At 74.4% G+C, this 20,241-nt stretch carries 17 protein-coding genes; 2 read left to right on the forward strand and 15 right to left on the reverse strand.

The annotated features are described in order from the left end of the window. From hutH to PVK74_RS27090, 6 genes are read right to left on the reverse strand one after another with little or no spacing between them, the layout of a single operon-like run. Positions 1–1,539: a histidine ammonia-lyase gene (gene hutH, locus PVK74_RS27065; RefSeq protein ID WP_274477519.1), complete on the reverse strand. Its 1,539-nt coding sequence runs from the start codon at positions 1,537–1,539 to the stop codon at positions 1–3. Continuing rightward, on the reverse strand, positions 1,536–2,705 hold the full coding sequence (gene hutI, locus PVK74_RS27070) for an imidazolonepropionase (RefSeq protein WP_064446923.1): 1,170 nt from the start codon (positions 2,703–2,705) through the stop codon (positions 1,536–1,538). Before hutI ends, hutH begins: the two co-directional genes overlap by 4 nt. Further along, positions 2,702–4,066 carry a formimidoylglutamate deiminase gene (locus PVK74_RS27075; RefSeq protein WP_064447244.1) on the reverse strand — a complete coding sequence of 455 codons (1,365 nt, stop codon included), beginning with the start codon at positions 4,064–4,066 and terminating at the stop codon, positions 2,702–2,704. Before PVK74_RS27075 ends, hutI begins: the two co-directional genes overlap by 4 nt. Continuing rightward, positions 4,063–5,283 carry an allantoate amidohydrolase gene (locus PVK74_RS27080; protein WP_274477520.1) on the reverse strand — a complete coding sequence of 407 codons (1,221 nt, stop codon included), beginning with the start codon at positions 5,281–5,283 and terminating at the stop codon, positions 4,063–4,065. Before PVK74_RS27080 ends, PVK74_RS27075 begins: the two co-directional genes overlap by 4 nt. An 11-nt stretch (positions 5,284–5,294) precedes the next feature. Continuing rightward, the gene (gene hutU, locus PVK74_RS27085) at positions 5,295–6,944 is read right to left on the reverse strand and encodes a urocanate hydratase (RefSeq protein WP_274477522.1); all 1,650 of its coding nucleotides are present in this window, start codon (positions 6,942–6,944) and stop codon (positions 5,295–5,297) included. A gap of 12 nt (positions 6,945–6,956) precedes the next feature. Continuing rightward, on the reverse strand, positions 6,957–7,805 hold the full coding sequence (locus PVK74_RS27090; protein ID WP_113971894.1) for a MurR/RpiR family transcriptional regulator: 849 nt from the start codon (positions 7,803–7,805) through the stop codon (positions 6,957–6,959). A 114-nt stretch (positions 7,806–7,919) separates the two neighbouring features. Here PVK74_RS27090 and PVK74_RS27095 point away from each other — a divergent pair, with 114 nt between their 5' ends. After that, a complete protein-coding gene (locus PVK74_RS27095) occupies positions 7,920–9,113 on the forward strand; it encodes a hypothetical protein (RefSeq protein WP_209960243.1) in 1,194 nt (397 codons plus the stop codon). 13 nt (positions 9,114–9,126) lie between these two features. Here the strand turns inward: PVK74_RS27095 and PVK74_RS27100 are convergent, their stop codons facing one another. Beyond that, on the reverse strand, positions 9,127–10,731 hold the full coding sequence (locus tag PVK74_RS27100; RefSeq protein ID WP_274477523.1) for a hypothetical protein: 1,605 nt from the start codon (positions 10,729–10,731) through the stop codon (positions 9,127–9,129). A 153-nt stretch (positions 10,732–10,884) separates the two neighbouring features. Between PVK74_RS27100 and PVK74_RS27105 the strand changes: the two genes are divergently transcribed. Next, positions 10,885–12,600, forward strand: coding sequence for an O-antigen ligase family protein (locus PVK74_RS27105; protein ID WP_274477524.1), 1,716 nt, complete (start codon positions 10,885–10,887; stop codon positions 12,598–12,600). Here PVK74_RS27105 and PVK74_RS27110 read toward each other — a convergent pair. The 8 genes from PVK74_RS27110 to rfbA are packed head-to-tail and all read right to left on the reverse strand — an operon-like array spanning position 12,516 to position 20,236. Next, on the reverse strand, positions 12,516–13,805 hold the full coding sequence (locus tag PVK74_RS27110) for an acyltransferase family protein (RefSeq protein ID WP_274477525.1): 1,290 nt from the start codon (positions 13,803–13,805) through the stop codon (positions 12,516–12,518). The two genes, PVK74_RS27105 and PVK74_RS27110, sit on opposite strands and share 85 nt — an antisense overlap. A gap of 15 nt (positions 13,806–13,820) precedes the next feature. Then, positions 13,821–14,651: a glycosyltransferase family 2 protein gene (locus PVK74_RS27115; RefSeq protein ID WP_274477526.1), complete on the reverse strand. Its 831-nt coding sequence runs from the start codon at positions 14,649–14,651 to the stop codon at positions 13,821–13,823. After that, positions 14,651–15,559 carry a glycosyltransferase family 2 protein gene (locus PVK74_RS27120; RefSeq protein WP_233514569.1) on the reverse strand — a complete coding sequence of 303 codons (909 nt, stop codon included), beginning with the start codon at positions 15,557–15,559 and terminating at the stop codon, positions 14,651–14,653. The genes PVK74_RS27115 and PVK74_RS27120 overlap by 1 nt, the downstream gene beginning before the upstream one ends. A 5-nt stretch (positions 15,560–15,564) precedes the next feature. Continuing rightward, the gene (locus PVK74_RS27125) at positions 15,565–16,641 is read right to left on the reverse strand and encodes a glycosyltransferase family 4 protein (RefSeq protein ID WP_064446932.1); all 1,077 of its coding nucleotides are present in this window, start codon (positions 16,639–16,641) and stop codon (positions 15,565–15,567) included. Then, complete coding sequence (locus tag PVK74_RS27130) at positions 16,638–17,489, reverse strand: glycosyltransferase (RefSeq protein WP_274477527.1); 852 nt, start codon at positions 17,487–17,489, stop codon at positions 16,638–16,640. Before PVK74_RS27130 ends, PVK74_RS27125 begins: the two co-directional genes overlap by 4 nt. 1 nt (position 17,490) lies before the next feature. Further along, positions 17,491–18,759 (reverse strand): hypothetical protein, encoded by a 1,269-nt coding sequence (locus PVK74_RS27135; protein ID WP_274477528.1) that lies wholly within the window; start codon positions 18,757–18,759, stop codon positions 17,491–17,493. After that, positions 18,756–19,358 carry a dTDP-4-dehydrorhamnose 3,5-epimerase family protein gene (locus tag PVK74_RS27140; protein ID WP_043326171.1) on the reverse strand — a complete coding sequence of 201 codons (603 nt, stop codon included), beginning with the start codon at positions 19,356–19,358 and terminating at the stop codon, positions 18,756–18,758. Before PVK74_RS27140 ends, PVK74_RS27135 begins: the two co-directional genes overlap by 4 nt. Beyond that, on the reverse strand, positions 19,355–20,236 hold the full coding sequence (rfbA, locus tag PVK74_RS27145; protein ID WP_043326169.1) for a glucose-1-phosphate thymidylyltransferase RfbA: 882 nt from the start codon (positions 20,234–20,236) through the stop codon (positions 19,355–19,357). The genes PVK74_RS27140 and rfbA overlap by 4 nt, the downstream gene beginning before the upstream one ends. Between the last annotated feature and the right edge of the window lie 5 nt (positions 20,237–20,241).

Raw genomic sequence — 20,241 nt, forward strand, 5'->3', positions numbered from 1 at the left:
TCAGCCCAGCGGGCCGATCTCCCGTTCGATCGCCGCGCGCAGCTCCGGGCCGCGTACCACGTCGCGCGCCGTCTCCATCAGCGGCGCGAGGAACACGTCCGGTCCCGGCTCGCCGATCGTGCGGCCGAGCACGTCGAGCGCCGCCCGCCCGGCCGGTGACGGCGTCAGCGGGGCGCGGAGCTGGAGCCCGCGTACGGCCGCCAGCAGCTCCACCGCGAGCAGGCTGGTCAGGTTGTCCAGCACGGTGCGCAGCTTCTTGGTGGCCGCCCAGCCCATCGAGACGTGGTCCTCCTGCATGCCGCTGGTGGGCAGCGAGTCGACCGAGGCGGGCGCGGCGAGCCGGCGGTTCTCCGCCACGATCCCGGCGGCGGTGTACTGGGCGATCATCAGCCCGGAGTTCACCCCGGCGTCGGGGGACAGGAACGCGGGCAGCTCCCGGGAGCGGGTGACGTCCAGCAGCCGGTCCACCCGGCGTTCGGCGATCGCGCCCACCTCGGCGGCGGCGATGGCCAGGTAGTCGGCGGCGAAGCCGAGCGGCGCGCCGTGGAAGTTGCCGGTCGACTCGACCCGCCCGTCCGGCAGCACCACCGGGTTGTCCACCACGGACAGCAGTTCCCGGCCCGCGACCACCTCGACGAAGTCGAGCGTGTCCCGGGCCGCGCCGGCGACCTGCGGGGCGCAGCGCATGGAGTACGCGTCCTGCACCGCGTGCGCCAGGTCGTCGCGGTGCGAGTCCATCACCGCCGAGCCCTGCAGCAGCCGGTGGATGTTCGCCGCCGAGGCGGCCTGGCCGGGATGCGGGCGGATGGCGTGCAGCTCGGGCAGGAAGGGCCGCTCCGAGCCGAGCATCGCCTCGATGGCGAGCGCCGCTGTCACGTCCGCCATGGCGAACAGGTGCCGGGCGTCGGAGACGGCCAGCAGCAGCATGCCGAGCATGCCGTCGGTGCCGTTGATCAGCGCCAGCCCCTCCTTGGCGGCCAGCGACACCGGCTTCAGCCCGACCTGGTGCAGCGCGTCGGCGGCCGGGACGCGCTCCCCGGACGGGCCGAGCACCCAGCCCTCACCGAGCAGCACCAGCGCGCAGTGCGCCAGCGGCGCCAGGTCGCCGGACGCGCCGAGCGAGCCGTGCTCCGGCACCCACGGGGTGACGTCGTGGTTGAGCAGGTCCACGAGCGCCTCGGCGACCAGCGGGCGTACCCCGGAGCGGCCGAGCGCCAGCGAGCGCACCCGCAGCAGCATCATGGCGCGTACCACCTCGCGCGGCATCGGCGCGCCCACCCCGGCGGCGTGCGAGCGGATCAGCGCGTGCTGCAGCTCGGCCCGGCGCTCCGGTGCGACGAACGTGTTGGCGAGCGCGCCGAACCCGGTGGAGACGCCGTACACCGGCCGCCCGGCCGCCTCGATCCGGTCCACGATGGACCGGGAGGTCGCCATCGCCTCGGTGGCGGCCGGGTCGAGCACGACCTTGGCGGTGCCGCGGGCCACCGCGAGCACGTCGGCGGGGGTGACCCCGGTGGACAGGATGGTCACTGTGGTCATCGCGGCACTCCGTTGTGCAGAACCTGGCGGATCAGTGGCACCCCCGGCCGGTAGGCCAGGTGCAGGTGGGACGGGGCGTCGAGGATGATCAGGTCGGCCCGCGCCCCGGGGGTCAGCCGCCCCACGTCGGTGCGGCGCAGCGCCGCCGCCCCACCGGCGGTAGCGGCCCACACCGCCTCCGCCGGGGTCATCCGCATCTCGCGTACGGCGAGCGCGACACAGAACGGCATCGACGACGTGTACGACGAGCCGGGGTTGCAGTCGGTGGCGAGCGCGACTGTCACGCCCGCGTCGAGCAGCCGCCGGGCGTCCGGGTACGGCGACCGGGTGGAGAACTCGGCGCCGGGCAGCAGCGTGGCGACCGTCTCCGAGCCGGCCAGCGCGTCGACGTCGGCGTCGGTCAGGTGGGTGCAGTGGTCGACGCTGGCCGCGCCCAGCTCAACGCCGAGCCGTACGCCCGGCCCCGGGCCGAGCTGGTTGGCGTGCAGCCGTACGCCCAGACCGGCGGCCTGCCCGCAGGCGAGGATCGCCCGCGCGTGGTCGGCGTCGAACGCGCCCCGCTCGCAGAACACGTCGATCCAGCGGGCGTACGGCGCGGCGGCGGCGAGCATCGGCCCGCAGACCATGCCGACGTAGTCGTCCGGGCGGTCGGCGTACTCGGCGGGGACCACGTGCGCGCCGAGGAACGTGGTGTCCTCGGTGAACTCGGCGGCGATGCGCAGCGAGCGGGCCTCGTCGGCGACGGTGAGGCCGTACCCGCTCTTGATCTCGACGGTGGTGGTGCCCTGCCGCAGCATCTCCGCGCGTAGCCGGCCCACAGTGGCGCGCAGGTCGCCGTCGGAGGCCGCGCGGGTGGCGCCGACTGTGGTGCGGATGCCGCCGCCGGTGTAGGGCTCGCCGGCCATCCGGGCGGCGAACTCGGCGGCCCGGTCCCCGGCGAAGACCAGGTGGGCGTGGCTGTCCACGAAGCCGGGCAGTACCGCCGCGCCACCGGCGTCGATCCGCCGGTCGGCGGCGGGCGCGTAGCGGGCCGACCCGATCCAGGCCACCTGGCCGTCCTCGACCAGCAGCGCGGCGTCGCGCCTGATGCCCAGCGGGTCGCCGTCGCGGCCGTCGTTCGTGACCAGCTCGCCGATGTGGTCGACGAGCAGGCTGCCGCGCGTCACGAGTCCTCCTTCGCGGTCACCGCCGCGATCGCGTCCCGCAGCTCGGTGGGCACGTCCACGGTCAGGTGCCGGCCGCCGTCCACCACCGGCCTCCCGTCCACGATCACGCTCGTCACGTCGGCGGCGGTGGCGGCGAAGAACGCGCCGGCCGGCGGCACCCCGGCGGTGCGGGCGCTGTCCAGCCGTACCGTGACCAGGTCGGCCCGCTGCCCGACGGCGAGCCGGCCGGCGTCGCCCCAGCCCAGCGCGGCGTGGCCGCCGACGGTGGCGGCGCCGAGCAGCTCGACCGGCGTGAAGTGCCCCCGCCGTCGGGTACGCAGCCGCTCGTCCATCTCCAGCGCGCGGGCCTCCTCGAACAGGTCCACCACGGCGTTGCTGTCGCTGCCCAGGCTCAGCGGGCTGCCCGCGTCGGCCATCCGCCGCACCGGGCCGACCCCGTCGGCCAGGTCGCGTTCGGTGGTGGGGCAGACGCAGACCCGGGTACGGCTGTCGCCGAGCAGCGCCACGTCGGCGGCGGTCGGGTGGGTGGCGTGCACCGCTGTGGTGTGCGGGCCGAGCACGCCGTGGTCGGCCAGCAGCCGCGTCGGGGTGCAGCCGTGCACGGCCCGGCAGGCGTCGTTCTCGGCCGGCTGCTCGGACAGGTGCACGTGCAGCGGCAGCCCGTTGCGGTCGGCCCAGCCGGCCACGGTGGCGAGCTGCTCGGCCGGGACCGCGCGCACCGAGTGGATGGCCGCGCCGAGCCGGACGTGGTCGTCGGCCGGCCCGAACGCGTCCACCCGCGCCGCCCAGCGCAGCGCGTCGCCGTCACCGAACCGGCGTTGCGGCCCGGTCAGCGGCGCGCCGTCCACGCCCCCGGCCAGGTACGCGGTGTCCAGCAGCGTGATTCGGATCCCGGCGTGCGCGGCGGCCTCCACCAGCGCGGCGGACATCGCGTTCGGGTCGTCGTACGGGGTGCCGCCGGGACCGTGGTGCAGATAGTGGAACTCGCCCACGCAGGTGATCCCGGACAGCGCCATCTCCGCGTACACGGCGCGGGCCAGCGCCAGGTAGGTGTCCGGGTCGAGCCGGGTCGCGATCGCGTACATCAGGCTGCGCCAGGACCAGAAGTCGCCGCGCCCGTCGTGGGTGCGCCCGCGCAGCGCCCGGTGGAACGCGTGCGAGTGCGCGTTCGCCAGGCCGGGCACCGTCAGCCCGGGCAGCCGTACCGCGTCGCCGAGCACCTCCACCCCGGCGGTCGGCGGACCGTCCCCGGTCAGCGGGGTGACAGCGGTGAGCCGCCCGTCGGTCGCCTCGATCAGCACGTCCCGGGTGGGCTCGGCGCGGTCGGGCAGCCAGGCGTACTCGGCCAGCCAGCGGGTCAGCGGCATGCCAGCTCCTCCAGGACCCGGGCCAGGGCGGTCACCCCGGCGGCGCAGTCGGCGTCGGTGGCCGCCTCGGCGGGGGAGTGCGACACCCCGGTCGGGTTGCGCACGAACAGCATCGCGGTGGGCAGGTGCGCCGCCAGCACCCCCGCGTCGTGCCCGGCGCCGGTGGGCAGCACCGGCGCGCCGAGCAGCGTGACCAGCCGGTCGGCCAGCCCGCGGTCGAACGCGACGAGCGGGGTCGCCGACTCCTGGGTGCAGGTCAGCGCGGTGCCGTCGCGGCCGGCCCGGTCGGCGGCCTTGGCGCGTACCGCCTCGACCAGACCGTACAGCGTCTCCGCCTCGGCCGCCCGCGCGTCCAGCCAGCCGGTGACCCGGGACGGGATCGCGTTCGTGGCGTTCGGCTCGACCGACACCCGGCCCACTGTGGCGTGCGCGTCGCGCAGCCGGGCCTCCTTGTTCGCGGCCAGCACGGTGAACGCGTAGGTGAGCATGGGATCGCGGCGGTCGGCCATCGCTGTCGTACCCGCGTGGTTGCCCTCGCCGGTGAAGTCGAACCGCCACCGGCCGTGCGGCCAGATCGCGGAGGCCACCGCGACCGGCGCGTCCTGGTCGACCAGCGCGCGGCCCTGCTCGACGTGCAGCTCCACGAAGGCCGCGAAGCGGCCGAGCAGCGCCGGGTCGGCGCCCGCCGGCCGCTCGCCGAGCGCCTGCGCGAAGGTCGTCCCGGCCTGGTCGCGCAGCCCGGCCGCGCGGTCGACGTCGATCTCGCCGGTGAGCAGCCTCGACCCCAGGCAGGGTACGCCGAACCGCGCGCCCTCCTCCTCCACGAACGCGGCCACCACCACCGGCCGTTCCGGGGTGATGCCCGCGGCCCGCAGCTCGTCCACGGCGAGGAACGCGCTGACGATGCCGAGCGGACCGTCGTACGCGCCGCCGTGCGGCACCGAGTCGAAGTGGCTGCCGGTGAGCACCGCGTCGCCGGCCTCCAGGTCGCCCCACCAGGCGAACAGGTTGCCGTTGCCGTCCTCGGACACCGGCATCCCCCGCCGGTCGGCCTGTTCCCGGAACCACGCGCGCAGCCGCAGCTCCGGCTCGGTCAGCGCGTACCGCAGGTAGCCGCCGCTGCCGGCGTCCCGCCCGACGTCGGCGATCTCGTCCCACAACGCGCGGAACCGGTTAGGAAGGGGCCCTTCACATGCAGAATGCGTTAACAAGGGGCCCTTCCTTACGCTTCGGCCATCGGGACGCGGACACCGGTGCGCTCCGCTACCGCGCGGGCGTCGTCGTAGCCGGCGTCGACGTGCCGGATGACGCCCATCGCCGGGTCGTTCGTCAGCACCCGCTCGATCTTCTGGCCGGCCAGCTCGCTGCCGTCGGCCACGCAGACCTGCCCGGCGTGGATGGACCGGCCGATGCCGACGCCGCCGCCGTGGTGGATCGACACCCAGGACGCGCCGCTGGCGGTGTTCACGAGCGCGTTCAGCAGCGGCCAGTCGGCGATCGCGTCGGAGCCGTCGGCCATCGCCTCGGTCTCCCGGTAGGGGCTGGCCACGCTGCCGCAGTCCAGGTGGTCCCGGCCGATCACCACCGGCGCGCTCAGCTCGCCGGACGCGACCATCTCGTTGAACCGCACCCCGGCCCGGTCCCGCTCGCCGTAGCCGAGCCAGCAGATCCGCGCCGGCAGACCCTGGAACGCGACCCGCTCGCCGGCCATCCGGATCCACCGGGCGAGGGACTCGTTCTCCGGGAACAGGTCGAGGATCGCCCGGTCGGTGGCCGCGATGTCGCGCGGGTCGCCGGAGAGCGCGGCCCAGCGGAACGGGCCCTTGCCCTCGCAGAACAACGGCCTGATGTACGCGGGCACGAACCCGGGGAAGTCGAACGCCCGCTCGTATCCGCCGAGCTTGGCCTCGCCCCGGATCGAGTTGCCGTAGTCGAAGACCTCCGCGCCCGCGTCCAGGAAGCCGACCATCGCCTCCACGTGCTTCGCCATCGACGCGCGGGCCCGGTCGGTGAACTCGGCCGGCTTGGCCGCCGCGTAGTCCCGCGCGTCGCCCGGGTCCACGCCCTCCGGCACGTACGACAGCGGGTCGTGCGCGCTGGTCTGGTCGGTCACGATGTCGATGGCCACGCCCCGGCGCAGCAGCTCGGGGAAGACGGTGGCGGCGTTGCCGACCACGCCGACGCTGAGCGCCCGCCGGTCCCGTCTGGCCGCGAGCGCCCGCTCGATGGCGTCGTCGAGCGAGTCGGCCACCTCGTCGAGGTAGCGGTCGTGCACCCGGCGGTCCAGCCGCGACCGGTCCACGTCCACGATCAGGCAGGCGCCGCCGTTCATGGTGACGGCGAGCGGCTGCGCCCCGCCCATCCCGCCGCAGCCGGCGGTGAGCGTCAGCGTGCCGCCGAGCGTGCCCCCGAAGCGCTTGGCGGCGACGGCGGCGAACGTCTCGTACGTGCCCTGGAGGATGCCCTGGGTGCCGATGTAGATCCACGAACCGGCGGTCATCTGCCCGTACATGGTCAGGCCCAGCGACTCCAGGCGGCGGAACTCCGGCCAGGTGGCCCAGTCGCCGACCAGGTTGGAGTTGGCCAGCAGCACGCGCGGCGCCCACTCGTGGGTCCGCATCACACCGACCGGCCGGCCGGACTGCACCAGCATCGTCTCGTCTTCGCGCAGCTCGGTGAGCGTGCGCACGAGCGCGTGGTACGACGGCCAGTCCCGGGCCGCCTTGCCGGTGCCGCCGTAGACCACCAGGTCGTCGGGGCGCTCGGCCACCTCCGGGTCGAGATTGTTCATCAGCATCCGCAGGGCGGCCTCCTGCGGCCACCCCTTCGCGGTGCGGGTGACGCCGCGGGCGGCGCGGACGGGCTGGTGCATCTCGTACTCCTCTCAGCCGAGGAACAACTGGCGGCGGGCGGCGGACGACTCGAACGCCTCGAGCCGGTCCTGGGTCTCGGCCGGTGCGGCGTCGCAGATCGCCTGGAGCACCACCATGGCCAGGGTCATCGGTGCGGTGTGCAGGTCGAAGACGAGGTCGGCGCCGACGGCGGCGGGCAGCACCACCTGGGCGTGCTCGGTGGCCGGGCTGACCGGCGAGTCGGTGATCGCCACGACGGTCAGGCCGGCGTCCCGGGCCTCGCGCAGCGCCTCCAGGGTCTCCCGGGGGTAGCGGGGCAGCACGAACGCGAGCATCGCCGTCGCGCCGGCCGCCACCGCCTGGTCCAGGCGGTCCACGAGCATGCTGCCGCCGTCGTCGAACACCCGTACGTCCGGGTGCACCTTCGCCGCGAAGTAGGCGAAGTAGGCGGCCAGCGGCGCGGCGGCCCGCAGCCCGAGCACCGGCAGCGGGCGGCTGGCGGCGAGCAGGCGGCCCACCTCGGCGACCCGGTCGGCGTCGGCGAGCTGCGCGGCGAGCCGGTCGAGGTTGTCCCGTTCGGCGCGCACCGCCCGTTGCAGGGCGTTCCCGGCGCGGTCCTGGTCGGCGGCGTCGCGCGCGCCCAGTTCGCGCAGGCGGCGGCGCAGCGCGGGGTAGCCGTCGTGGCCGAGCGCCATGGCGAACCGGGTCACCGACGGCTGGCTGACGCCTGCGAGCTCGGCCACCTCGGCGGCGGACAGGTACGCCGCCGCGCCCGCGTGCCGCACCAGGCAGTGCGCGATGCGGCGCTGCGTCGGGGTGAGCCGTACGCCGTGGAAGAGGTCGAGCAGGCGGTCAGGGGAGGCCGCACCGCTTTCATTCACGAGCCGACTCTATGCATGAAAACTTTCAGAGCGCAAGCGTCGCGCGACCGTAGGGAGGTCCGATGAGCGTGCTCTCTGTACTATCCGCACGGCGGGTGAACAGAGGAGTGGGGCATGCAGCCGGAGGGGCCGTACAGGTTCACCGAGACGTTGGGCGAGTGCCAGGTCGGCCGGGCGTGGGCGGCTCTCGACGGGCAGGACCGCCCGGTCACCGTCGCCGTCCTCGAAGGCGCCGCCGCCGGTGACCAGCGCTGGCGGGAGGCGTTCGCCAACGCGGCGAACGTGCTGGCCCAGACCTCCGGCGGCCACCGGTACGTCAACGCCGACTTCGCCGCCGCCGAGCCCTGGATCGCGTACCCGTCCGAAGAGGAAGGTGCGGCCGAGCGGCTGTTCCGCAGCCTCGGCATGGACTACCAGCGCACCCCGACGGCCGAGATGCTCCCGCCGCCCCCGGCCGCCGCCCCGGTCTCCCCGCCGTCCCAGTTGCCGTGGGTTCCGCAGCCCTGGGCGATGGCGGCTCAGCCGATCTCCGGCGCGCCGATGTCCCCGGCCGCCGTCTCCGCGACCTCCGGGGTCCCCGCGCAGTCCGCCGTCTCCGCGCCACCCGCCGTCGGCTCGGCGCCGGTGGCCACCGACCCGCTGGACCCGTCCGGCGGACGCCGGATCGCCCCGGTGCAGCCGGCGCCGAAGCGGCGCGACTGGATCTCGATCGTCGGCGCCCTGGTGCTCACCCTGGTCGCCGGCACCGCCGGGTTCTTCCTGGGCGCAGGGCGCGAGAAGGAGGCCGCGACGCCCACGCCGTCGGCCAGCCCGTCGTTGCCGCCCTACGAGGCCACGCAGCTCGCCATCAACAAGGCCAAGTTCGAGGGTGAGCTGGCCCCGCTGGTCGAGCCCTGGCTGACCCGGATCGGCGGCTGCACCGTCTACGACCAGCCGGGCGCCCCGAAGCTGCCGGCGGACGAGAAGGGGCACGTGTTCTGCCACTACGGCGGCGCGTGGCTGCACTTCACGCTCTACCCGGGACAGAAGCAGAAGGACACCGCGCGGGCGTACCGCCAGCAGCTCAACCTCGCCGGCGGCTCGCTGGCGCCGGGGCTGCGCGAGGCGAGCACCACGAAGGGCGGGGTGACCGGCAAGCCCGGCAGCTACGTCGAGTACGCCTTCGAGGGCGAGGACGGCCGGGCGATCTGCGGCGTCTGGTGGGACCCCGACGACATGCAGGGGGCCTTCTACATCGAGACGCTCTGCAAGGACGGTGTGGACGGCGACTGGGACGCCCTGCGCGACCTGTGGCAGCGCGGCAGCTGACCGCCGCGCCGCGTCATGCGGCGCTGATCCGCGCGACCGGCTCGACCCCGCCGGTGACCTGCTCGACGCGGTAGGCGGCGAGCGCCTGCCGCCAGGCGTCCACCTCGTCGCCGACGACGTGCGAGCGGATCAGCCAGACGCGCGCCCCGTCGCCGCGCTCGGCCGCCAGCTCGACCGCGTGCCGGAGACCGGCCTGCACGGCAGTGGTGTCGTGGCCGGGCACCACCACGACGTCGGGCCGGTCGGGCATGTCGACCCACCAGCCCACCGTGTTGCCGTGCGGCACCACCAGTCTCAGCCGCTCGTGCCGGGAGTAGAACGCGAACCCGTACCAGGCCGCGTTGTTCATGACCACGACGTCGTTCGGGAGGCGGTGCCGGGCCACGTACTCGGTCGCCGAACGCACGTCGGTGACGGCGATCGCCGTGTAGTAGAGCCCCGGCTCGTTCCCGTCGAACCGGTACCAGTGGCTGTTGCCGGCCGCGTACCCCCCGAGCACTACCGCGCAGGCGGCAGCGGTCAGGACGGCGGGCCGCACCCGGGGGAGCCGGCGGCAGGCCAGGTCGGCCGCGCGGCTCGCCGACCCGGCGACCCCGAGCCCGGCCACCGCGGCGGCGGTGACGAGCAGGAAGTGCGAGGTACGCAGTTCCAGCAGCGGATAGACCTTCGCGACGCCGACGATCGTCGCCACCACGGGCAGGAGCATCACGGCGACCGCGGCGGCGGGCCGGCCGTGCCGGCGGAGCGTCAGCGTGCCGGCCACGAGCAGGGCGACCACCACCAGCCCGGGCGCGCCGACCACCGGCATCAGCGTGTCGACCTGCCGCGCCAGGTAGCCGGGCAGCTCGGTGACGCCGGGGAAGTTGCCGGCCCAGAACTGCTGCATGGGTACGTTGCGGCCCTGCATCGAGATGCCGAAGTAGACGCCGGTGAGGACCAGCCCGGCGTTGAGCCCGGCCACCGCCACCTCGACCAGGCGTAGCCACTGCCGCCGGACCGTGGTGACCAGCAGCAGCCCGCCGAACGCGCACGGCGCCACGATCGCGGTGACGTGGCTGAACAGCATGCCCGCGGCGACGGCGGCGGTCAGCACGTTGAGCCGCCGCCGCGACCACCGTTGCTCGACCCAGGCGACCAGGGCGAGCACGCCCACGGCCACGGCGGCGTCGGCGGTGTACTGCTTGAGGTCGTGGCGCACCTGCTGGGCGGGGAGCAGCAGGACCGCCGCCGCGCAGGCCGCGCCGGCCACCACGCCCCGGCCGGGCGTCGACCACCGCAGCGACCTGCCGAGCCCGTACGCCGCCACGACCGCGAGCCCCTGGAACGCCAGGGTGACCAGCCGCAGGTCGTCCGGGTCGGGCACCAGCCGCAGCAGGAAGCTCCAGCCGAGCGGGCTGGACGACGTGGTGACCGGCAGGTCGCCCAGCGGGAACCGGACGGACAGCGCGACCCACGCCTCGTCGAGCCAGTACGGCGCGCCGAGCATGGTCTTGACGTCGTGCAGGATCGGCAGCAGGCACAGCAGCGCGAGGACGGCGGTGCTGTCCCACAGGATCGGGCGGGGCCCCGGCGGTCGGCCCGCCGCCGCGCCGGTTCTGTCCACATCGGCTGGTTCCACCCGTGTCACCACGTAGATCCCTATCCCCGCCTGCCGACCGGCCGTCACCCTAACCCACCACTCAGGTGCGTCGACAGGCCCGGAACTGCGGGTCCGCGTCCCCGTCCCCGGGGCTGGTGCCGATCGGCCACTGCTGATCCGTACGATCGTGCGGTGCGCGTGTTGGCTGACCGGATCAGGGGCGTGGAGCGCAGGGTCCGCTACCTCGGCCTCGGCCTCGTCGTTCTGGCGGCCGGGTTCCTGCTGACGGGCAGGTGGCAGCTCGCGCTCGGGGTCGCCGTCGGCGCCCTGCTCGGCTGGGTGCTGACGGACCCGGTCCGGATCACCTGGGCGGTCTTCGTCATCGCGTTCGCCGTCCCGGTGACCATCGACGTCGGCTATCCGACGAATCCCTCGTACGCGCTGCTGCTGGTCCTGTTCCTCCTCGCCGCGTGGGGGCGGGTGCTGCGCGCCGAACGCGACGGGTGGCCGCCGAAGGCGCTCGCGGCGGCGCTTCTGCTCCCGGCGTGCGCGGTGCTCGCGGGGCTGGTCCACTGGCACGGGGTGAAGCCGATCGCGGTCGGCGTCGCGCCCCTGCTGTGCTTCGGCGTGCTGGCCTGGCACCTCGCCGAGGAGGCACGGCACGACCGGCGGGCCGTCCGGCGGATCGCGGAGGCGCTCACCTGGTTCAGCGTCGCCGTGGCAGTGTTCGCCAAGTACCAGACCGCTTCCCGGAGCTGGCCGATCTTCGACCAGTTCGCGTACGACTGGACCTACACCTCGGCGTTCGACGCGACCCGGGCGGTGGGCCTGTCCGGGCACCCCATCATCTACGGCACGTTCGCCATGGCCATGGTGCTCGTCGCGCTGACGCTCCGGGGCCGGTTCTGGTACGTGCCGGTCACCGCCAACCTCGTCGGCCTGGTGCTCTCCGGCACCCGGAGCGCCTGGGTGGGCACGGTTCTCGCGCTCGGGCTCTGGCTGTTCTTCCAGTGGCGGAAGGTCAGCTGGCGCGGCCTGGGCGCCGCTGCCGCCGTCGCCGCGGTCACCTTCACGCTCGTGGCGGTCAACCCGCCGGCCCTGCGGCCCGACACCACCACCGCCGCACCCACGCCGAGCCCGGCCGCTCCGGCAGCGAGTTCGGCGGCGCCGGCCCCCGAATCGCCCGCTGCCACGCCGAGCCCGGCCGCGCCGAGCCCTGCCGCGCCGAGCCCGGCCGCGCCGAGCCCGGCCGCTCCGGCGCCTCCGGCGGCGAGTTCCCTGCCGCCGGAGCCAGTCGCGCCGACCTCGGCCGCGCCCACCGCCAGCGCCGTGGACTCCGTCGACGTGGCGGGATCACGGATCTCCGACCCGGCCAGCGCCGACGCACGCTTCACGCGCATGAGCGTGGTCTGGGACGGCATCACCCGCGACTGGTCCACAGTCGTCTTCGGCAACGGGCCGGAGGCCAACGTGCGCTTCCTGGAGAACGTCGGCATCGGCGACGGCCAGGCCCAGGTCTTCGACAACACCTACCTGACGTTCTGGTACAACTTCGGCCTGATCGGACTGGCCTGCCTGCTGGCGCTGCTGGTGCTGCTCTACCGGCACCTCCGGTCGCTGCCGGCCCGCCTCCTGCTGGTCGGGTTCGCGGCCCAGATCTTCTTCTTCGACGTGTGGCTGTGGCTGGGCGCCGTAGCCGTGCTGCTCCTGGCGGTCGCGCTGGGCGCCGCCGACAACCCGTCCCTGTCGGCGCGGTCGCTGCCGGTGCCGCGTCGCCGGCAACCTGGCGCGCAAGCCGCCGCCCCGGCCGCCGCCGGCCCCCGTCAGCCAGCGGCCGGCGCGGCGGCCGGATCCGGCTCGGCGCCCGCCGCGCGCCCGGGCAGCGCAGGCGCGTCGGGACCGTCCTGACCCGGCCGATCCGGCGGCTCGCGCAGCGCGGGCGGCGTCCAGTCCTTTCCCCGCAGCGCCGGCTTCTCCACCAGATGCCAGGAGAGCATCGCCAGCCCGAGGCTGAGCACGGCGCTGACCAGGAAGAACCCGGCCACGCCGAGAGCCGGCAGGCCGAACTTGGCGAGCACCTGCTGCACCACGAACGAGTAGATGTAGACACCGTACGAGTAGTCGTTGTCGCGGCCGACGCGGTGCAGCACGCGCGGCAGCCGTACGGCGAGCCAGAGGACGGCGTACGCGTAGGCGAGCAGCGCCGGTGCGAAGAACGCGCCGTCGACGGCGTACACCCCCGGGCCGACGAAGTCGCCCCGCACGGCGAGCCAGCCGACCGTGCCGAGCGCGAGCACGCCGAGCAGGTCGTTCATCGGCAGCCGGTCGCGGTACAGCTCGGCGGCCCCGCCGGCCAGGAACATGAACCCGAACCAGAGCAGGTAGGTCTTCTGCAGCGCGCCGAGCATCGGCAGCGGACCGACCGCCCCGCTGGTCCAGAGCGCCGCACCGGGCTGGAGGTGGTTCCAGCAGAGGACGCCGAACACCGCGACCACGGCGAGCAGCGTGACCCAGCGGAGCTGCCGGCGCAGCACGGTCAGCGCGGCCAGGACGGCCACCGCCAGATAGCAGTAGATCTCGTAGGCGAGCGTCCACAACGACCCGTTGATCGTGTTCCCGCCCTGCCAGTGCCAGTACGGCGTGTCACCGCGCAGCAGGTCGGCGATGCCGAACTGCCGCAGCCCGCCCCACCAGTTCAGCCGCAGGTAGTCGAGCACGCCGCCCGGGCTGCGCCACAGCCCGTCGAGCGTGCCGTGCCGGTCGAGGTACAGCAGGGGCGCCACGACCAGGCCGGTGAACAGCAGGCAGACCCACAGCCCGGGCCAGATCCGCAGCGCCCGGTGCCACAGGAAGCGGGGCACCGAGTTGCGTCGCGCCGAGCCGACGACGAGGAAACCGGAGATCGTGAAGAAGCCCGCCACCGCCAGGGCGCCCAGGTCGACCCGGTGCATCAGCGGACGCCCGAACCCGAGGGCGGCGGTGTGGGACAGCACCACGGCCAGCGCGAAGACGAGCCGCAGCGCGCCGAAACCGTTGGCCCGCCCGTGGTACGCGCTCGCCAGCGGCTGCGACACGAGCGCACGCCGGACGGCGGCCTTCAGGAGGGGAGACACGCGGACCGACCCGGCTCAGCCGGCCACCGGCGGGCGGGGCGCGGGCACCCGTGAACCGATCAGCCCGGCCGCCCGGTGGTGCCGGCGGGCAGCCGGCGGCAGGCCGACCAGGAACTCGGGGAACATGCCGAAGAAGATCCGGGCGCTGCGCAGCTCCAGCGTGTGCGCCGGTGACCACCGCACCGAGTTCGTCGCCCGCGCCCAGTGGTGGGTCCACCGCACGTCACCGAGCAGGGCGACCGGGAAACCGCGCTGCCACGCCCGCAGGCCCAGCTCGTGGTCCTCGTAGTAGAGGAAGAAACGCTCGTTCCATCCGCCCAGCTCGACGAGGTCCCCGGTGCGTCCGGCGACCGCCGCCCCCATCAGCCAGGCAACGTAGCGGACCTCGCCCGGCTCCGCGACCATCCGGTACGACTCGTGCAGGCGGGACAGCGGCCACACCTTCCGGTTGCCGAGCTTCGCGGTGGCGTACGGGAAGCCACGCCCGTTTGGCTGCGGGGTCCCGTCGGTCGAGAGCAGTTGGGGCGCCACCAGTCCGCCGTGCGCGTCCAGGTGCCGCGCGAGCGCCTCCAGCCCGTCCGGGCGGACCTCCAGGTCCGGGTTCGCGAAGAGGACGTACCTGCCGGCGGCCTCGTGCAGCGCGACGTTGTTGGCCCGGGAGAAGCCCACGTTCTCCGGCAGCCGGACGACCCGCGCGCCCAGCTCCCGGGCCACCGCCGCCGAGTCGTCGGACGACGCGTTGTCCACCACGATCCACTCGTACGGCTTCTCGCCGCGCCAGCAGCGGCGCAGCGTGTCGGCCGAGTTGTAGGTGACAGTCACGACACTCCACGGGTGTCCCGTCATCACGCTCTCCGAACTGTCAGATAGCTGAGCAGGGTCGCGAAGCCGAACCGCTTGCCGGTCCACTGCCGGCGGGCGGCCGGCCCCTGCCGCAGGCCGTGTCCCACGCCACGCAGGAACGGCCGCAGCAGGCCCTGGCGGACCCGCCGGGCGGCGAGCGCGACGTGCGCCAGCGCGAGGACCGGCAGCGCGACGAGCAGCAGCGGCCAGGTGAGCGTGCGCGCCGCGACCAGGAGCCGGTTGCGGGCCAGGAGGAACGCCCGGAAGCCCTGGAGCCGGTCGTCGCCGTCGACGCTGTGCCCACCGGCGTGCGGCAGCATCAGATCCAGCGCCCGGGTACGAACCCCCGAGGCGTGGAGCCGCAGGGCGAGGTCGGCGTCCTCACCCCAGGCGAACAGGTGCTCGTAGAACCCGCCGAACCTGCGGTACAGCTCGGTGGGGAAGACCGCCGCGCCGCCGGACGGGCCCAGTGGCGCCCGTGCCGTCGTGGCGGACCGGTCGATGAACAGCGAGACCGGGTTCAGGTCGATGCCCACGTACTCGCCGCCGTGCATGGCCAGGCCGACCGCGACCGGGGTGCCGGGGTCCTCCGCGACGGCGGCGCAGATGCGGGCCAGCGCGCCGTCGGGCAGCCAGACGTCCGGATTCAGCAGCAGCACGTGGCCGGTGGTGGTGGCCGCGACGGCCCGGTTGCAGCCGGCCGCGAAGCCCGGGTTGGACGAGTCGGGAAGGTACCGGTACCGGTCCTGGTCGAGGCAACCGGCGATGATCTCCGCGCAGCCGTCCTCGGGCCAGTTGTCGGCGAAGACGAACCGCACCGGCAGCCCTTCGGCGCTGCGTACCCAGGTGGGCAGCGTCTCGGCGAGCATGCCGGCGGACCGGTAGAGCACCGTGACGACAGTCAGTTCCACGGCGGTCACCGCAGCGACCGGTACAGGCTCTGCCAGCGCGTCACGCACCGGTCGAAGGCGTACTCCTGGGCGTACCACTCGGCCACACCCCGCCGCTCCTCGGCGGGCCCGGCCTGGGCCAGCGCCCGGCGGACGGCGCCGGCCAGCGCGGCGGGGCTGGGGTCGGCCCGGACGGCGAGCGTGCCGGTGGCGTGCCGGGTGACCTCGGCCAGCCCGCCGGCCCCGGTGTGCACCACCGGTACGCCCAGGGACAGCGCCTCCAGCGCGCTGAGCCCGAACGACTCGACCCGCGACGGCACCAGGAGGCAGTCGATCCCGCGGAGGAAGTCCGCCGCGACGACCCGGCCGACGAGTTCCAGGTTCGGCCGGGCCGCGATCGGCAGCGAGCCGGCCCCGGCGACCCGGACGTCCATCTCCGGCAGGTGCGCGGCGGTCTCGGCCAGCAGGTCCGCGCCCTTCTCCCGTTCCAGCCGGCCCAGGTAGCCGACCACTGGACGCCGGCCGGACGCCGGCGCGTCGGCGGGTTTCGGGGCGGGCCAGTCGGCCGGCAGCGGGTTGGGGATCAGGTGGACGTTCCGGACGCGGCCCCGCTCACGCAGCTCGGTGGCCTCGAACTCGGACACCGCCACCGTCGCGTGCGGCCGGAGGCGGCGCATCGCCAGGTCCAGCGCGATGTTGGACTGGGTGGCGGCCTTCTGCTGCCACGACCCGGCGGTGTCCCGGTACTGCCAGAGGCTGTTGTGCAGGGTGACCACGAGCGGGGTGCGGTCCAGGCTGAGCGCGGCCCGCGCGTGCATCGCGGCGGACAGCAGATGGGCGCAGACCACGTCCGGCTTCACCTCGCGGACGAGACGGCGGATCTGACGTGCGTAGCCGAGGTCGATCCGGCTGGTCGCGCCGAGCCCGACCCACGGCACCCCGGCCTCGCGCAGCGACCGGCCCACCTCGTCGTCCGAGGTGGCGGCCACCACGTCGACGCCGGTACGGGCGTGCGCCGGCACCAGCTCGGCGAGCATCCGTTCCGCGCCGCCCAACTGCCGCCGCCCGGAGCCACCGGTCGTGCAGACGAAGAGCACCTTCACGACGCACGCAGCCCCGCGACGGCCCCGCGCGCGATCGCGCGGCGCACGGAGTCGCGGCCCACCGCCGCCCGCAGCAGGATGCCGCAGACGTACGCGGTGGCCGCCACGCGACCACGGCGGCCGCCCAGGTCCCGGCTGGCCCGGATGAACTCCCGGGTACGCCGCTCGGAGATCTCCTCCGCCGACCAGCGCCGCTTGGCGGTCGCGTCGTCCTCGTGCATGATCACGGCGTCCGCCACGTACGCCAGCCGTTTGCCCTGCCGGCGTACCGCCCAGCACAGCCGCATGTCCTCGGAGTAGAAGAACGACGTCTCGTCGACTCCGCCGATGGCGTCGAAGGTGCTGCGCCGCAACGCGACGAACGGCCCGGTCAGCCAGTCCGCCTGCTCCGGGGGCGCGACGATCCGCAGGCGCGGCACCACGAGGCTCAGCCCGGTGGCGTGGCCCAGCCCGACCCCCATGGTCAGGAACCGGCCGCCCTCGGTCTGCGGCACGCCCTCCGGCGTCACCACAGCGGGGAAGGCGGCGCCCACCTCCGGGTCCTCCAGAGCTGTCAGCAGCCGGGCCACCGCGTCACCGTGCACGAAGATGTCGTTGTTGGAGAGGATGACGTTCGCCCTGCTGGTGTGCCGTACGCCGAGGTTCATGCCGCGGGCGTACCCCAGGTTCGAGCCGGACTGGACGTAGGTGACGCCCTGCTGGGCGCAGAACTCGCTCAGCGCCTCGCGGATCTCCGCCGAGCTGCCGTTGTCCACCACGACGATCTCGGCCTCGGCGGGCAGGGACAGCACGCAGTCGCGGGTGCGGTGGAAGTCCTCCCAGGCGAGAACCACGATCGAGACGTCCAACTCACACCATCCCAGGATTCGGCGGCTGCGCCCGGCGCAGGCTCGCTCTCGACGCGAACGCGTGTACGGCGTAGGCGAGCGAGGAGGCGACCGCCGCCCCGACCACACCGGCCCACGGGATGACGCCGAGGTATGCCGGAACCGCGACCGCCGACGTGACCACGGCGACCACAGTGGTCGCCCTCTCACCCCGCCGCTTCAGCAGCAGGGCGCTCCAGCTCTTTCCGGCCGCCGTGGCCAGCGAGCCCGGCAGGAGCAGCAGCCCGAGGAGCCAGGCGTGCCGGTACTCCGGCGCCAGGAAGCCCAGCACGCCGAGCCCGACGATCGCGGCCAGGGCGATCGGCAGGGCCGCCGTCACCACCGCCCGCGTCGGGTCCGGGCCGTTCCCACCGTCCCGGTCGGCGAGGATGCGCTGTGCCCGCACCACGGCTCCGGCCTGCGCGAACTCCAGGGCGGCGACCGCCAGCGCGTAGACGCCGAGCGGACCGGCCCCGGCGAACCGGGCCACCAGGACCTGGTTGAACCGCAGCGTCATCATCTGCGCGAAGATGCCCAGGTGCAGGCTCCCGGCCGCGAGCAGGTCGGCCCGGAGGTCCGCGCCGGTCGAGGTGGGCGCCGGGGCCGCGCCGGCCCGCCGCAGCCGGACCAGGACCAGGCCGCACACGGCGAAGGCGCTGAGCCACTGCACCGCGAGCCACACCATGCTCCACACGCCGCCGTCGAGCCGGCCGGCGGCGTAGAGGGCGGCGTACCCGGCGACCAGGACCGCGCCGCTCGCCGCGCGCATCGCGTAGACCAGCCGGAAGCTGCGCTGCCGCAGGGCGAGCGACGAGACCGTGTTGAACACGGTCAGACCCACCGCGGACCCGACGCCGACCAGATAGGCGCCGACGCCCGCCGCCGCGGTGAGCAGCGCGGCGGCGACACCGGAGAGGAGTACGGCGACGCCGAGGATCGCGATCACGTACGTCCGTCCCCGGGACTGCACCCAGCCGGCCGGACGCGAGATGAGGAAGGTGTCGAGCGACAGCCCGCCGACGGCCGCGCCGAGCGTCGCGCTCACCATGTTTGCCGACAGTTCGCCGCGCTCCGCCGCGGGCAGCGCCACCGACATGACCGCCGCCAGGCCGGTCAGTCCCAGCGCGCCGAGATAGAGGCGCTCGGGCGCGACGAGCCGCCGCAGCAGACCGGCCGCCCGGTGCCCGGACGGAGGCGTCGTGCCGGGGTCCGACGAGGACTGCGCGGCGTCGACCAGCGAACCGCCTGTCACTCGTCGCCCCCGAACGGTGCGGCACAGGTGCGGGTACGGCGGTAGTCGGGCAGGAGCCCGGCCGTACGCGCGTGGGCCAGGCTCGGCGCGGCGGCGTCGCGGGCCGACAGCACCGGTGCCTCGGCCGGCCAGTCGATCGCCAGGTCCGGGTCGAGAGGGTGCACCGTGTGCTCGGCGCCCGGGTTGTAGGTGGTGGAGCAGAGATAGCTGAGCGTGGCGTCGTCGGTCAGCGCGCAGAAACCGTGCCCCAGGCCCTCGCTGAGATAGACGGCTCGCCGGTCGACGTCGTCCAGCCGCACCGCCTCCCACCGGCCGAACGTCGGCGAGCCCACCCGGATGTCCACCACCAGGTCGACCACGGCCCCGCGTACGCAGGTCACGTACTTGGCCTGGCCGGGCGGGACGTCGGCGAAGTGGATGCCGCGGACCACGCCCCGCGCGGAGACGGACAGGTTGCCCTGGGCCAGCCGCAGCGGACGCCCGACCACCTCGGCGAGCCGGTCGAACCGGTACCACTCCATGAACAACCCGCGGGAGTCGCCGTGCTGCCGGGGCGTGATCTCCCACGCCCCCTCGATGCTCAGCGGCCGGATCTTCATCCTTCGGTCCCGCTCCGCTCGGCCAGCAGGCCCAGCAGGTATTCGCCGTAGCCGCTGCGGGTCAGCGGATGGGCGAGCACGCGCAGCCGCTCGTCGTCGATCAGCCCGGACCGCCAGACCACCTCCTCGACGCAGCCGATCTTCATGCCCTGGCGCTCCTCGATCACCCGGACGAACTCCGCGGCCTGCATCATCGAGGTGAACGTGCCGGTGTCCAGCCACGCCGTGCCCCGGTCGAGGACCGTCACGGTCAGCTCGCCCCACGCCCGGTACGTCTCGTTGACCGCCGTGATCTCCAGCTCGCCGCGCGCGCTCGGCGTCAGCTTGCGGGCGATGTCGACCGCCCGGTTGTCGTAGAAGTAGAGGCCGGGCACCGCGTACCGGGACCGGGGACGGGCCGGCTTCTCCTCGATCGAGAGCACCCGGCCGTCGGCGTCGAACTCGACCACGCCGTACGCCTGCGGGTTCGCCACCGGGTACGCGAAGACCCGGCCGCCCGCCGGTTCGCCGTGCTGGGCGAGCTGCCGGCCGAGCCCGACGCCGTGGAAGATGTTGTCGCCGAGGATCAGCGCCACCGACTCGTCGCCGATGAAGTCCGCGCCGAGCACCAGCGCCTGCGCGATGCCCTCCGGACGGGGCTGTTCGGCGTACGCCAGCCGCAGCCCCCACTGGCTGCCGTCGCCGAGCAGCCGCTCGAACTGGGCGCGGTCCTCCGGAGTGGTCACCACCAGGATCTCCCGCACGCCGGCCATCACCAGAGTGGAGAGCGGGTAGTAGACCATCGGCTTGTCGAACACCGGCATCAGCTGCTTGGAGACGGCCCGGGTGATCGGCCACAACCGGGACCCGGTGCCGCCGGCGAGAAGGATTCCACGCACTCGCG

The sequence above is a fragment of the Micromonospora chalcea genome (assembly GCF_028768405.1).
Lineage (GTDB): Bacteria > Actinomycetota > Actinomycetes > Mycobacteriales > Micromonosporaceae > Micromonospora > Micromonospora chalcea.

Excerpts from the sequence above, each read along its gene's own strand:
- hutH (WP_274477519.1), bottom strand. The coding sequence starts at position 1,539 with ATGACCACAGTGACCATCCTGTCCACCGGGGTCACCCCCGCCGACGTG.
- hutU (WP_274477522.1), bottom strand. The coding sequence starts at position 6,944 with ATGCACCAGCCCGTCCGCGCCGCCCGCGGCGTCACCCGCACCGCGAAG.
- PVK74_RS27095 (WP_209960243.1), top strand. The coding sequence starts at position 7,920 with ATGCAGCCGGAGGGGCCGTACAGGTTCACCGAGACGTTGGGCGAGTGC.
- PVK74_RS27115 (WP_274477526.1), bottom strand. The coding sequence starts at position 14,651 with ATGACGGGACACCCGTGGAGTGTCGTGACTGTCACCTACAACTCGGCC.
- PVK74_RS27140 (WP_043326171.1), bottom strand. The coding sequence starts at position 19,358 with ATGAAGATCCGGCCGCTGAGCATCGAGGGGGCGTGGGAGATCACGCCC.